At 61.5% G+C, this 13,747-nt stretch carries 14 protein-coding genes; 3 read left to right on the top strand and 11 right to left on the bottom strand.

Features of this window, described 5'->3' with window-relative positions; translation table 11 throughout:
• Positions 1-112: 112 nt before the first annotated feature.
• From clpX to lepB (JX325_RS01420), 11 genes are all read right to left on the bottom strand, one after another.
• Entirely contained in the window at positions 113-1,417 is a 1,305-nt protein-coding gene (clpX, locus tag JX325_RS01470) for an ATP-dependent Clp protease ATP-binding subunit ClpX (protein ID WP_204789408.1), read from the bottom strand.
• Positions 1,418-1,453: 36 nt separating this feature from the next.
• Complete coding sequence (locus tag JX325_RS01465) at positions 1,454-2,056, bottom strand: ATP-dependent Clp protease proteolytic subunit (RefSeq protein ID WP_204789407.1); 603 nt, start codon at positions 2,054-2,056, stop codon at positions 1,454-1,456.
• A 151-nt stretch (positions 2,057-2,207) separates the two neighbouring features.
• The gene (tig, locus tag JX325_RS01460) at positions 2,208-3,674 is read right to left on the bottom strand and encodes a trigger factor (protein ID WP_204789406.1); all 1,467 of its coding nucleotides are present in this window, start codon (positions 3,672-3,674) and stop codon (positions 2,208-2,210) included.
• Positions 3,675-3,773: 99 nt separating this feature from the next.
• Positions 3,774-4,454 carry a metallophosphoesterase gene (locus tag JX325_RS01455; RefSeq protein WP_204789405.1) on the bottom strand — a complete coding sequence of 227 codons (681 nt, stop codon included), beginning with the start codon at positions 4,452-4,454 and terminating at the stop codon, positions 3,774-3,776.
• A 37-nt stretch (positions 4,455-4,491) separates the two neighbouring features.
• On the bottom strand, positions 4,492-5,979 hold the full coding sequence (thrC, locus tag JX325_RS01450) for a threonine synthase (protein WP_204789404.1): 1,488 nt from the start codon (positions 5,977-5,979) through the stop codon (positions 4,492-4,494).
• A gap of 36 nt (positions 5,980-6,015) precedes the next feature.
• Positions 6,016-6,375: a YraN family protein gene (locus JX325_RS01445; protein WP_243413859.1), complete on the bottom strand. Its 360-nt coding sequence runs from the start codon at positions 6,373-6,375 to the stop codon at positions 6,016-6,018.
• Entirely contained in the window at positions 6,372-6,992 is a 621-nt protein-coding gene (locus JX325_RS01440) for a ribonuclease HII (RefSeq protein ID WP_204789402.1), read from the bottom strand. Before JX325_RS01440 ends, JX325_RS01445 begins: the two co-directional genes overlap by 4 nt.
• Positions 6,955-7,488 carry a hypothetical protein gene (locus JX325_RS01435; protein ID WP_204789401.1) on the bottom strand — a complete coding sequence of 178 codons (534 nt, stop codon included), beginning with the start codon at positions 7,486-7,488 and terminating at the stop codon, positions 6,955-6,957. The genes JX325_RS01440 and JX325_RS01435 overlap by 38 nt, the downstream gene beginning before the upstream one ends.
• Positions 7,488-8,357 carry a ribosome biogenesis GTPase YlqF gene (ylqF, locus tag JX325_RS01430; RefSeq protein ID WP_204789400.1) on the bottom strand — a complete coding sequence of 290 codons (870 nt, stop codon included), beginning with the start codon at positions 8,355-8,357 and terminating at the stop codon, positions 7,488-7,490. The genes JX325_RS01435 and ylqF overlap by 1 nt, the downstream gene beginning before the upstream one ends.
• Positions 8,357-8,950: a signal peptidase I gene (gene lepB / locus JX325_RS01425; RefSeq protein ID WP_204789399.1), complete on the bottom strand. Its 594-nt coding sequence runs from the start codon at positions 8,948-8,950 to the stop codon at positions 8,357-8,359. The genes ylqF and lepB (JX325_RS01425) overlap by 1 nt, the downstream gene beginning before the upstream one ends.
• A 35-nt stretch (positions 8,951-8,985) precedes the next feature.
• Positions 8,986-9,579, bottom strand: coding sequence for a signal peptidase I (lepB, locus tag JX325_RS01420; RefSeq protein WP_204789398.1), 594 nt, complete (start codon positions 9,577-9,579; stop codon positions 8,986-8,988).
• A gap of 707 nt (positions 9,580-10,286) precedes the next feature.
• Here lepB (JX325_RS01420) and trpS point away from each other — a divergent pair.
• From trpS to wecB, 3 genes are all read left to right on the top strand, one after another.
• The gene (gene trpS, locus JX325_RS01415; protein WP_204789397.1) at positions 10,287-11,288 is read left to right on the top strand and encodes a tryptophan--tRNA ligase; all 1,002 of its coding nucleotides are present in this window, start codon (positions 10,287-10,289) and stop codon (positions 11,286-11,288) included.
• 12 nt (positions 11,289-11,300) lie between these two features.
• Positions 11,301-12,458: an MraY family glycosyltransferase gene (locus JX325_RS01410; RefSeq protein WP_204789396.1), complete on the top strand. Its 1,158-nt coding sequence runs from the start codon at positions 11,301-11,303 to the stop codon at positions 12,456-12,458.
• Positions 12,455-13,606, top strand: a complete 1,152-nt coding sequence (wecB, locus tag JX325_RS01405) for a non-hydrolyzing UDP-N-acetylglucosamine 2-epimerase (RefSeq protein ID WP_204789395.1) — start codon at positions 12,455-12,457, stop codon at positions 13,604-13,606. The genes JX325_RS01410 and wecB overlap by 4 nt, the downstream gene beginning before the upstream one ends.
• The last annotated feature ends 141 nt before the right edge of the window (positions 13,607-13,747 follow it).

The raw sequence follows: 13,747 nt of genomic DNA, 5'->3' as shown, positions 1-13,747 counted from the left end.
AGGCTCTGGAAAATAATGGTACGGAATGGAAGATGTNCNTACAACCNGAGAGGAAGGGACGTTACTCCCTTCCTCTCTTTCAGTCCGGCGCGGGGCCGGGCGTCTTCTTGTGTCAGGATGCGGACTTCGGCGGGCGGGATTTTCCGCTCTTGCCCGGATTCAGCTTCACGGAATAGCTCACCTTCTCCGGGTCCTTTGTTAAAACGGGCCGGCCCGTACCGTCTACGCACTCCCTGGTAATAACGGCTTTGGCGATGGTAGGGTCCGAGGGGATGTCGTACATGATCTGAGTCAGCATACCCTCCATGACGGCCCGAAGGCCCCGTGCACCGATGTTCCGCTCAATGGCCTTGTCGGCAATCGCGTCCAGCGCCTCGCCTTCAAATTCCAGCTCCACGTCGTCGTACTCCAGCAGCTTTTTGTACTGCTTCACCAAGGCGTTCTTCGGCTCCTGGAGAATGCGGACCAGGTCTTCCCGCCTCAGGCCGTTCAGCGGCGCGATAACCGGAAGGCGGCCTACCAGCTCCGGGATGATGCCGTACTTCAGAATGTCGTGGGGCTGGACCTCGTGGAGGATTTTGCTCAGGTCTTTGTCCTTCTTTCCCTGGATGTTGGCCCCAAAGCCGATGCTCTTTTGATCCAGGCGNTTTTCAATAATTTTTTCCAGCCCGTCGAACGCGCCGCCGCAGATAAAGAGGATGTTCTTCGTGTTCATCTGGATGAATTCCTGATGGGGATGCTTCCGGGCGCCCTGGGGCGGGACGTTGGCCACGGTCCCCTCCACAATTTTCAGCAGCGCCTGCTGCACCCCCTCCCCGGAAACGTCCCGGGTAATGGAGGTATTTTCGCTCTTCCGGGCAATTTTGTCGATTTCATCCACATAGATGATGCCGTGCTCAGNGCGCTCCACGTCGAAGTCCGNCGCCTGAAGAAGGCGGAGGAGAATGTTCTCTACGTCGTCGCCCACATAGCCCGCTTCCGTAAGGGTAGTGGCGTCGGCAATGGCGAAGGGCACTTTCAGAATCTTGGCCAGAGTTTGGGCGAACAGGGTCTTGCCGGAGCCGGTGGGGCCCAGCATCAGGATATTGCTCTTTTGGAGCTCCACGTCCTCGTCCCCGCCGAAGAAGATGCGCTTGTAATGATTATACACCGCCACGGATAGGGCGACCTTCGCCTCGTCCTGGCCGATAACATACTGATCCAGCACATCTTTAATCTCCCGGGGCGTGGGCAGCTGGTCCGGCAGGTCCTCCAGCGCCGGGGCGTCGGGCTCGAAGCCGTCGTTCAGAATGCTCATGCACAGGTGGACGCACTCGTCGCAGATACGCACACCGGGGCCCTGTATCATGCGGCGGATCTGCTGCTCATGCTTGCCGCAGAAAGAACACCGCAGAGTTTTCTTGCCGTCGTCGTTCATGGTTTTTACCTTTCTATCGGGGATGGGGCTTCGCGTTTAGGCCTCGTCCTTTTTCTCTTCCTTGTTGACCAGTATCTTGTCAATCAGGCCGAACTCCTTGGCCTCCTCGGCGCTCATGAAGTTGTCCCGCTCGCAGGCGTCCGTGACTTCCTCGATGGACCGGCCCGTGTTTTCCGACAGGATGCGGTTCATCCGCTTTTTGATCGTCTCCAACCGCTTCAGGTGGATGGCCATATCGGTAATCTGGCCCTGGGTGCCGGCGGAAGGCTGGTGAATCATAATCTCCGCGTTGGGCAGGGCGATGCGCTTGCCCTTGGCTCCGGCGGAGAGGAGGAAGGCTCCCATGCTGGCCGCCATGCCGACGCAGATGGTGGACACGTCGCATTTGACGTACTGCATGGTGTCGTAAATCGCCATGCCGTCGGTAACCGATCCGCCGGGGCTGTTGATATACAGCTGGATGTCCTTATCCGGGTCCTGGGCCTCCAGATAGAGGAGCTGGGCCACGATCAGGCTGGCCGTGGTGGCGTTGACCTCNTCGCCCAGGAAGACGNTCCGGTCGTTCAGCAGCCGGGAGAAAATGTCATAGGACCGCTCGCCCCGGTTGGTCTGTTCGACTACGTAGGGAACTAGACTCAATTTGATAACCTCCAGTCTTTTGTGCGGGCCTGCCAGGGGTGAAGCGCGCTCCAGCGCCCGGCAGTTATGCCCATATAACCATTTTCACATGATACCACAGGCATCATGTGAAAATGTGTCGAATCTGTGAATCCGCAAGTAAAGATTCGGCTTATTCGGCGTCCTTCGGCTCCTCGGTCTCCTCCGTCTTCTTCTTTCTGGGCTTCCGGGCGGGCTTTTTCTCTTCCGCGTCCGGCTCCGCACCCTCGGACTCTTCCGTCTTCTTCTTGCGAGGCTTCCGGGCGGGCTTCTTCTCTTCCGCGGCGGGCTCCTCCGCGGGTTTTTCCTCGGGCTTCTCCTCCGGCTTCACAGCGGTGGCGCTCTCCACCACCACGTCGATGGCCCGGCGGCTGCAAACCTGGTCCTTCACCTGGTCGGCCTGGATGTACTTCTTTACCATCTCCACATCCATGCCGAACTGCTCCGCCAGCTTCTTGTATTCTTCCTCTACATCTTCGTCGCCGGCCTCAATGTTTTCGGCCTTGATGACGGCCATGACGGCCAGGTCCATCTTCACCTGGCGCAGGGCGGGCTCCTTGGCATCCTCCAGCAGCTTGGACTCCTGGATGCCGGTCATCTGGAGATACTGGTCATAGGGGATTCCCTGCTGGGCGATCTGNGTGCGGAAATTCTCCANGAACTGCCGGGCCTGGCCCTCCACCATGGCGTCGGGGATCTCGGCGGTGATGCCCTGGGCCACCTGCTCCATCAGCGCGTCCTCAAAGCCGCGCTGGGCGTCCTTCTCCCGCTCCTCTTTGATCTGCTTTTCGAGATCCGCCTTCAGCTCGTCCAGGGTGTCGAACTCGCTGACGTCCTTGGCAAACTCGTCGTCCAGGGCAGGAACTTCCTTCTCCTTGACCTCGTGGCACTTGACCTTGAAGACCACGGCCTTGCCGGCCAGGTCCGCGTGGTAGTCCTCGGGGAAGGTGATGTCGATGTCTTTTTCCTCGCCGGCCTTCATGCCCGCGACCTGCTCCTCAAAGCCGGGAACAAAGCTGTGGGAACCCAGCTCCAGGCTGTGGTTGGTCCCCTTGCCTCCGTCGAAGGGCTTTCCGTCCAGGAAGCCCTCGAAATCGATGACGGCGGTATCGCCCTCCTTGGCCTCCCGCTCCACGGACACCAGGCGGGTGTTCCGGTCGGTGAGGGTCTGGAGGCGGCGGTCCACGTCCTCGGATGTGACCTGCACTTCCTCCTTGGGAGCGGTCAGGCCCTTATACTGGCCCAGGGTGACGTCGGGATACACGGGCGCGACAGCTTTGAAGGTAAAGCCCTGCCGGGTGCACTCGCCCACCAGCTCCACGGACGGATAGCCCACCACCTGGAGCTCTTTTTCCTTCACGGCGGCCTCATAGGCGTCGGGGAAGGCAATATTGATGGCCTCGTCGAAGAACACCTCCGCGCCGTACATGCCCTCGATGATCTTCCGGGGGGCCTTGCCGGGGCGGAAACCGGGGACGTTGATCTTGCCCCGCATCTTCCGGTACGCCTTTTCCATGGCGGCCTCAAACTCCGCGGCCTCCACCTCGATGGTCAACGCGACCTGGCTTTTTTCGATCTTCTCGCAGCTTTTCACACTCATGTCTGTTTTCCTCCGTTCATTCCCGGCACTCAAAACGTATATGGCCGGGCAAATAAGTATTCTATCAGAAAAAAATTGAAAATACCAGTCTTTTTTCCTTCAATCACAAATTTTTTTTGGAACAAAGCCCAGATAGTCGGCGGAGATCAGGGAAAACTCCGTTTCTCCCCGTTTTCCCTCCAGCCTCCGGCGGATGGCGTGGCCGTGAAGATGGCCGTAGCAGCATGTGGAAACCCGGTATTTTTCCAGCGTTTCCAAGATTTCCGGGCACTCATAGCCTTGGTATAGTGGCGGGTAGTGGAGGAAGCACAAAATGGGCTTCTCCCCCGCCGCCTTCAAAGAAGCCTCCAGCCGCCCCACCTCCCGGTTGAGGACCTTGACGTTGTGGGCGTCCTCCTCCAAAAACCAGCCCCGGGTGCCGCAGACGGCATAATCCCCGTAGAAGACGCAGTTATTATGGAGGAGGTCCAGGGTGTGGATGCCCTTCTCGTCAAAGAAGCGGTGGAGCTTGGCGGCGGTGGTCCACCAGTAGTCGTGGTTTCCCTTCACCAGATACTTCTTGCAGGGGAACCNGTCCAGGAATTGAAAGTCGGCCTCCGCCTCCTCCAGGCTCATGCCCCAGGAGGTGTCCCCCGCCAGGACCAGCACGTCCTCCGCCGTCAGGGCGGAGAGGCCTTCCCCAATGCGGGCGGTGTAGTTCTCCCAGGCGGGGCCGAAGACCTCCATGGGCTTGTCGGCCGTCAGGGAGAGGTGCAGGTCTCCGATGGCGTAGAGGGCCATAGCAGCTCCCCCCTTTCTGTTTGATGCCCGTCGCTCTTTATTTTAAGAAATCCAATACCACGCCGTCCATGCCCGGCTTCTCGCAGGTGAGGTCAAACCGCCGTTTCTTACCCTTCAGGGCCGCCAGCCGCCGGGGCACCGCCACGCCGGTCTTTTCGTGAAGCTGGTCCAGCAGCTCCACGCCGTCCGCCTTGGGGGCTTCGCCGATGGCCCGGAGCACATGGTCGCAGAATTTATAAGGGGAAGCAGTGGAAACAAAGATGGTCGGGGTCTTGTCCCCGGTCTCCACCCGGTACTGCTCCAGCACTCCCGCCGCCACGGCGGTGTGGGTGTCGATGAGGTAGCCGTGCTCCTTATAATACCGGGCGATGGTGGCAGTAGTCCCCGCCTCGNCGCAGAAGCCGCCCCAGAACTGCTCCCGGAGGGCCGACTTGATAGTCTCCGAAACCTCGTACTTTCCACTGGCGTTCAGGGCCTCCATATAGCCCCGGACTTCCGAATCATTTTCCCCGGAGAGGTCGAACAGCAGCCGCTCCAAGTTGCTGGACACCAAAATGTCCATAGAGGGGCTCATGGTGGTGTGGAAGGGCCGGTTTTTGTCGTACACGCCAGTACGGAGGAAGTCCGTCAGCACGTCGTTTTTATTGGACGCGCAGATAAGCTTCCCTACCGGCAGGCCCATGCGCTTCGCGTAATACGCCGCCAGGATATCCCCGAAGTTGCCGGTGGGGACGCAGAAGTTCACCTTGTCCCCCATGCTGATCTCCCCGTCCCGGAGCAGGTCGCAGTAGGCGGAGATGTAGTAAACCACCTGGGGCAGGATGCGGCCCCAGTTGATGGAGTTGGCGGAGGACAGGAGATAGCCCCGCTTCGCCAGGGTCTCCCGGATGCCCTCGTCGGAGAATATGCGCTTCACCCCCGCCTGGGCGTCGTCGAAGTTGCCCACCACGGCGCAGACGCCCACATTCTCCCCGTCCTGGGTGACCATCTGGGCCTCCTGGACCTTGGACACGCCGTCCTTGGGGTAGAAAACCATGATTTTCGTCTGGGGCACGCCGGCGAAACCCTCCATGGCGGCTTTGCCGGTGTCGCCGGAGGTGGCCACCAGGATGCAGACCGTCTTGTCCTCCCCGGTCTTCCGCAGGGCGGCGGAGAGGAGCTGGGGCAGCATCTGGAGGGCCATGTCCTTAAAGGCGGAGGTGGGGCCGTGCCACAGCTCCAGACAGTGGGTGGAACCGTCCACCTTCCGCAGGGGGGCGGCGGCGGGGTGGCCGTACTTATCGGGACCGTAGNCGTTATTCGCAAAGCCCAGCAGCTCTTCCTCGCTGTAGTCCGTCAGATAAAGGGACATGACCTTGGCGGCCCGCTCCTGGTAGGAGGCCCCGGTAAGGCTCTTCAAAAAGGCCTCGCCAATCTGGGGAACGGCCTCCGGGGTCAGCAGCCCGCCGTCCCGGGAAAGGCCCAGCTTCACGGCCTCGGCCCCGGTCACCCGCAGGGCACGGTCTCTGGTGCTCAAATACTTCATGTCTTGTATCTCACCTTTCTGGTTGTGTTTTTGATTCTATGCAAAGGCGTCCTCCAGGTACTCCACCCGGAGCGCGCCGTCTTTTCCCTCGTAAACCTCCGCCACGTCGAAACGGGCGGGGCAGTCCAGGCCGTGAAAGCCCATGTAGAGATTCGCAGCCCGGCGGAGGCGCTGCTGTTTCCGCCCGTCCACAAATTCCCGGGGCAGCCCGATGGAGCCGGGGCCCCGGCGCTTTGCCTCCACAAAGCAGAGGACGCCCTCGGGGCTGCGGGCCACAATGTCCAGCTCCCCGAAGCGGCAGCGCCACTGGCGGTCTAAGATGGTATAGCCCCGCGCCTCCAAATACCGCCCTGCCAGGGCTTCCCCCTGGTCCCCGGAGGCCTTTGTCCCGCTCACCGCCGGGCCTCCCACTTTTTCAGGAAGGTCTTCCGGTGGGCCGGGCATGGGCCGTGCCGGTTCAGGGCGGCATAGTGGGCCTTCGTGCCGTAACCCTTGTGCTTTGCGAAACCGTATTGCGGGTAAAGGGCATCCAGCTCCCGGGATACATGCCGGTCCCGGCTGACCTTTGCCAGAATGGAAGCCGCGGCGATGGAGGCGCTTTTTCCATCCCCGCCAATCAGGGTGGCGTGGGGCGTTTCTATGGCAAACCGGCTGCCGTGATCCCGATTGCCGTCGATGAGGGCCAGGTCCGGCTTCACGGACAGGCCGTCGATGGCTCTTTGCATCGCCAGCATCCGGGCGTTGAGGATATCCATTTCGTCAATTTCTTCCGCCGTGGCGAAGGCCACGGACCACGCCTCCGCCTGAGCGGTAATCTCGTCAAAGAGGATTTCCCGTTTTTTCTCGGTCAACTTCTTGGAGTCATTCAGGCCGGGAATCTCGATTTCCCGGGGAAGGATGACGGCGGCGGCGTACACCGGCCCCGCCAGGGGGCCCGCCCCCGCCTCGTCCACGCCGCAGAGGAAGCCGTACCCCCTATTCCACTGTTCCCGCTCCGGGGTCCACAGGTCCATGGGCTTCTCTCCTTTTGGCCCGGCGGTGGAGCCAGGCGAAATAGATGAAATGAATCACGCAGACGAACAATACCGCCCCGCATCCCCCGCTGTACCGGACCATTCCCGGCAAGCCCGCCAGCCATTGAAACAGCAGCCACGTAAAGGCCAGCAGTTGATTCAGCGGCGTCAGGAAGGTGCAAAGCACCCCAAAAACAAGAATCCCATTCACATCCCGGATCAACTCCAGTTCCGCAGCCAAAATCACTCCTGCGGCCAGCGCGGCGCTGAACCCCCAGTACCACTTCACGAAACGAAGCAGCCCCGCTCCCCCGGAGACAAGCCGCACGTTCAGAACCAGCAGGCCCACAAGCCATACCCCCAGCAAAATCCAGAACCGCGTTGTATATGTTTGATACAAGCCGTATCCAAACGCGCTGACGCTAGTATACAAATGCAGGGCCACCCATAAAAGCGCCGCGAAGTCGGCGGCGGACCATCGCTTGTTATCTCCCATTACGGTACCTCCAGGGTAAACCGCCCCAGCTTGCCGGAGCGGAACTCGTCCAGAAGAATCTTCGCCATGCGCTCGGTGTCCACCTCGCCGCCGGAGACAAGAAAGCCCCGCCGCCGCCCGGCGGCCTCCAGAAGCCGCCAGCCGTAGGCCACGTCGTTCTCCTCCCCCTCCCGCTCCGGAAGGGCGGGGAGCTTGTAGCCGGTTTTCAGCGCCTCTGGGTAGTGCTCCGCAAGGTACGCCATCATATGGCACCCCAGTNTCTCCGTGTCCAGAATCTCGTCCTTCACCGCGCCGGTAAAGTCCAGATGGAGCCCCACGTCCTTGTCGTCCAGCTTGGGCCAGAGGATGCCGGGGGTATCCAGCAGCTCAAGCCCCCGGTCAATGGGCACCCACTGCTTCGAGCGGGTGACGCCGGGGCGGTCCTCCGCCTTGGCGGTCTTCCGGCCCGCGATTTTATTGATAAAGGTGGACTTTCCCACGTTGGGGATGCCCAGGACCATGACCCGGANCACCCGGCCCGTCTGGCCCTTCTCGGCGTCAGTGCGCAGCTTGTCCGCCAGCAGCTCCCGGACCGCGGCGGAAAATTTCGNCGTGCCCGCGCCGCTCTTAGAATCCGTTTCCAGCACCGCCCAGCCCTTTTCCTTGAAAAAAGCCGCCCAGTCTTTGGTCGCTTCCCGGTCCGCCTGGTCCGCCCGGTTCAAAACCACCAGCCGGGGTTTCCCCGCCGTCAGGCCGTCTATGTCCGGGTTGCGGCTGGAGCGGGGAATGCGGGCATCCAAAATCTCGCANACCGCGTCCACGTTTTTCAGCTGTTCCCCGATCATCCGCCGGGTCTTTGCCATGTGCCCGGGGTACCATTGGATTTCCACTAGCCGATTCCTCCAATTCGTCCGTAGTCCCGGATTCCCGTTTCGGCGTCCGGGCCGGGCAGGGCCAGAAACGCCGCCCGGCCAATGATATAGCGCGTGTCGATGGTGCCCAGCTGACTNCTCCGGCTGTCGGTAGAGTGGTTGCGGTTGTCCCCCATGACGAAAACGCAGCCCTCCGGCACGGTGAGGGGAAATTCCGTTCCCTCCGGCGTGAAGGTCAGCTCGTTGATATAGTCCTCATGGAGGCGTTTTCCGTCCACATAGACCACGCNGGACCCAAAATCGATGTCCACCACCTGGCCCTCCGCGGCGATGACCCGCTTGACGATGGGCGTGGGGAGGAAGCTCTCCTTCCGCAAAACCACGATGTCCCCCGGCTCATATCCGCCNCAGAGCATGGAGTTCAGCACCAGCAGCCGGTCCCCGTCCTGGAGGGTAGGCACCATGGAGTGCCCGTCCACACCGATGAGGCGTGCGCCGAAGGTAAATACCAGCACCACGGCCAGCACGGAGCAGACCAGGGCCTGGACCCACTCGTACATTTCGCGGCCCCGGCCCTTCTTCTCCGGTTCCGCCCGCGCTTCTTTCTGCATGTCTCTTTCTCTCCTTGATTCCAGGGTACCGCTCCTCAGAGCGACCCAATGCGATCCCACTCCCGCATACCCAGGTCCTCGGTCATTCCCGGCAGCAGCAAAAACACCGCCCGGCCGATGAGGCAGCGCTGGTCCACCGCCCCCAGCTCCGGGGCCCGGCTGTCCCGGCTGCCGTTGCGGTTGTCCCCCATGAGGAAGACGCAGCCCTCCGGCACGGTGAAGGGGAACTCCGTTCCCTCCGACAGATGGGTGGCCTCCCGGATATAAGGCTCCTCCAGGGCCTGGCCGTCCACATAGACCACGCCGTTGTCAAAATCCACGTCCACGGTCTCTCCCTCCGTGGCGATGACCCGCTTGACAATGGGCTCTCCGTTCTCAAAACCGGCCTTGGCGGCAATGACCACGTCGCCCCGCTCAAAATCCCCGCAAAGAACCCGGTTCACCACCAGCAGCAGATCTCCGTTTTGCAGCGTTTCCCGCATGGAACCGCCGGAGACACCCACCACCCGGGCCCCGAAGGCAAACATCACCACCGCCGCCAATACGGAGCACACCAGCGCCTGGGCCCAATCGTAGAGGCCCCGGCCCGGCTGTTCCTGCTTTTTTTCATCCTTCTTCTCGTCCGGCATGCTGCTTCCTCCTATGGCGTCAAAAATTTTCAATCTTAATTAGTATAGCAAGAAAATCTTGAAATCACAAGGGGTTTTGCCAAAAAACCTGTTCAAAAAACCTGTTCAAAAACAGGGGAAACGGCCCGTCCTGAAGGGTCCGCGTTTATAAAAACCGTCAAANTGCGCNCCGGCACTTGACAAACCCGGCCCCGCGGCGTATGCTGTATAAAACATATAAGCGCAAACCGATGATGCGGAGAAGTAAACGGGGTCTTGGTTCTCATAGCGAGCCGCCGGTGGTGGAAGGGCGGCAGACGCAAGCCTGTTGAATGGACCGCGGAGGGCGGGCTGAACCGGGAGCAGGCTCCCTCATTACGCTTCGACGGGCTTTTCCCCCGTTACCAAGGAAAGGCGCGTGACGGCGCGCCGCCGAGCGGGCGGTTTGAAACCGCCAATTTGGGTGGCACCGCAGAAGTTTTAAGGCTTTTGTCCCAAAGATACCTGCAACAGGTCTTTTCTTGGGATGGGGGTCTTTTTTTGACCCTTCGTCCGGGAATCGGCCGGCATTTTGAAAGGGGCGGGCGCCATGCTTTATCTTCGATAATTCAATAAAAAGGAATCTCCACCGTTTTTGCCCTCCGGCAATTGCACTTTTCGCCAGTTCGTGGTAAACTAGTAAAATTGAGCAGGTTCCGGCGCTCCGGAACCGGACAGCGAGGTATGTTATGGAAAGCAAGAAGAAACGGATTTTCAGCGGCATCCAGCCCAGCGGAGAGCTGACCCTTGGGTCTTATATGGGCGCCATCAAAAACTGGGTCGCCCTTCAGGACGAATACGAGTGCGTCTACTGCATCGTGGATATGCATGCCATCACCGTGCGGCAGGTGCCCGCAGATCTGCGCCGCCGGGCGCTGGGCCAGCTGGCCCAGTATGTCGCCTGCGGCCTGGACCCGGAGAAGAGCATCCTCTTCATCCAGAGCCACGTCCCCCAGCACGCGGAGCTCAGCTGGGTGCTGAGCTGCTGCACCCAGTTCGGCGAGCTGAGCCGCATGACCCAGTTCAAGCAGAAATCCCAGCAGCACGCCNACAACATCACCGCCGGCCTCTTTACCTACCCGGTGCTCATGGCGGCGGACATCCTGCTCTACCAGACGGACCTGGTGCCCGTGGGCGAGGACCAGCGCCAGCATGTGGAGCTGTGCCGGGACATCGCCCAGCGCTTCAACGGCGTTTACAGCGACACCTTCACCCTGCCGGAGCCCTTCATTCAAAGAGTGGACCAGGGCGCCCGGATCATGAGCCTGGGCAACCCCATGAACAAGATGAGCAAATCCGACCCCGACGGCTGCGTCAACCTGATGGACCCGCCGGAGGTCATCCAGCGGAAGTTCAAGCGGGCCGTCACCGACAGCGAAACCGCCGTCCGCTATGACAAGGAGTCGAAGCCCGGTGTCTCCAATCTGCTGACAATCTACTGCGCCGCCGCAGGAAAGACCCTGGAGGAGGCGGAGGCCGAATTCCAGGGCCAGGGCTACGGAGTCTTCAAGCCCGCCGTGGGCGACGCGGTCATCGAGCTGTTCCGCCCCATCCGGGAGGAGGCCCAGCGCCTGATGGCCGACAAGGCGTATTTGGAGGGCCTCTACCGCCAGGGCGCGGAGCGGGCCTCCCGCATTGCCGGCCGCACCNTGGCCAAGGTCTACAAAAAGGTCGGGTTTCTACCCANATAAGGAGAACGCAACATGCCCTTAGATAACCGGCTGATTGCCTATGTGGCCCTCGCCCTTTTGACGGCGCTGGTCGTCAGCTTCCTGATGACCCCCGTGGTAAAAACCTTCGCCTACAAGGTGGGGGCGGTGGACGTGCCTAAGGACGCCCGCCGGATGCACAAGGTCCCCATCCCCCGCCTGGGGGGCCTGGCCATCTTCATTGGCTTTATGGTCAGCGTCCTCATCCTGGGCGGCGTCCGGGGGGGGAACGGCCAGATGCAGAGCATCCTCCTGGGCTCCGTCATCATCGTGGTCCTGGGGGTGGTGGACGACATCATGGCCCTGCCCGCCATGCTGAAATTCGTGGTCCAGATCGCCGCCGCCCTGATCCCCGCCTTGAACGGCGTGGTCATTCAGGCCTTTTCCAACCCCAACATCTTTTCAGACAGCCTCTACTGGGTGCTGGGCCCCCTGTCCGTGCCCTTCACGGTGCTCTGGATCGTAGCCATCACCAACGCGGTGAACCTCATCGACGGGCTGGACGGCCTGGCCAACGGTGTCTCCGCCATCTCCGCCACCACCATGCTGGTCATCGCCCTCCTGGCCTCCGAGGCCCAGGTCGCCATCGTCATGGCGGCGCTGGTGGGGGCCTGTGTGGGCTTCATGCCCTACAACCTCAACCCCGCCAAGATNTTTATGGGGGACACCGGGGCCACCTTNCTGGGCTATATCCTGGCCACCATGTCCATCCAGGGACTCTTCAAGTTCTACGCGGTGATCTCCTTCGCCGTGCCCTTCCTGATTTTAGGACTGCCCATTTTCGATACTACTTTCGCCTTCATCCGCCGCCTGGCCCACGGGCAAAGCCCCATGCACGCCGACCGGGGCCACATCCACCACCGGCTCATCGACATGGGGCTGAATCAGAAACAGGCGGTGGCGACGCTGTACGTCATTTCCGCCATGCTGGGCCTCTCCGCCGTGGTGCTGACCACCGGAGGGGAGCAGAAGGCCATGCTTTTCTTCGCGACGCTGTGCATCGTAGGGGCCGTGGCCGCCCGGGTGGTGTTCCCCAAGGAGATCCGGGAGGAGCTCCACGAAGAGCTTGAGGAGCTCAGGGATCTGGGACACCACGGCGAACACCAGGAAAAAGAGGAAGCCCCCGGTCATGGGGACAAGGAGCAGACATGAAAAACGTGCGTATCATGAGCGTCTTCGGCACCCGTCCGGAGGCCATCAAAATGTGCCCTCTGGTAAAGGAGCTGGCCTCCCGTCCCGGCATTGAAAGCCTCTGCTGCGTTACCGCCCAGCACCGGCAGATGCTGGACAGCGTGCTGGAGGTCTTCGGCGTTCGGCCTGACCGGGACCTGGACATCATGNCCCCCCGGCAGACCCTCTCCCACATCACCAGCAAGTGCCTCCTGGGCATGGACGAGGCCATCGACGAGCTGAAGCCCGACATGATCCTGGTCCACGGGGNCACCTCCACCACCTTCGCCGGGGCTCTCTCCGCGTATTATCATCAGGTTNCCGTGGGCCATGTGGAGGCGGGCCTGCGGACCTATGACAAATACGCCCCCTTTCCCGAGGAGATGAACCGGGTGCTGACCTCCTCCATCGCGGACCTGCACTTCTGCCCCACCGCCGGGAACCGGGAAAACCTCCTCCGGGAGGGACAGGACCCCGGGGGCATCTTCATCACGGGAAACACCGTCATCGACGCGCTGAACANCACCGTGCGGAAGGATTACCNTTTCACCACAGATGAGCTGAACCGTCTGCCCTACGGGGAGAAGAAAGTTCTTCTGGTCACCTGCCACCGGCGGGAGAACTACGGCGAGCCTATGAAACAAATCATGCTGGCCCTCCGGCAGATTGCCGAGGAGAACCGGGACGTGGAACTGGTCTACCCCGTCCATCTCAGCCCGGTGGTCCGGGAAGCCGTGGATCAATACCTCCGAGGCGCGCCCCGGGTCCATTTGATCGACCCCCTGCCCGCCGACGAGATGCACAACCTGATGGACCGCTGCTTCTTAGTNCTGACGGACTCCGGCGGGCTCCAGGAGGAGGCNCCGGCCCTGGGCAAGCCCGTGCTGGTTCTCCGCCGGGAGACGGAACGGCCCGAGGCCGTGGCCGCCGGAACCGTGAAGCTGGCGGGCGTCGTCCAGGACGACATCGTCACCATGGCCACCCGGCTCATCCGGGACAAGCAGGCCTACGACAAGATGGCCCACGCCGTGAATCCCTACGGCGACGGGCACGCCTGCCGCCGCATCGCCGACGCCGTCGAGTGGCGTTTCGGCCTCCGGGAAGAACGGCCCGCCGATTACGGGGCGTAACGGGCCATGGATAAGCAGAAGCTGAATTGGGTCACCTGGGCCGTACTGGCCATTGCCGTTCTCCTCGTGGCCCTGATGCTGGGGGGCAGCTTGAACCGCACCGCCCATATTACCCTCCCCCCCTCCAACCTTCCAAGGGAC

Origin of the sequence: Oscillibacter sp. CU971 (assembly GCF_905219725.1) — a bacterium.
Classification (GTDB): domain Bacteria; phylum Bacillota; class Clostridia; order Oscillospirales; family Oscillospiraceae; genus Oscillibacter.
The sequence above is the reverse complement of the archived record's forward strand: the minus strand, read 5'-3'. Positions and strand labels throughout refer to the sequence as shown.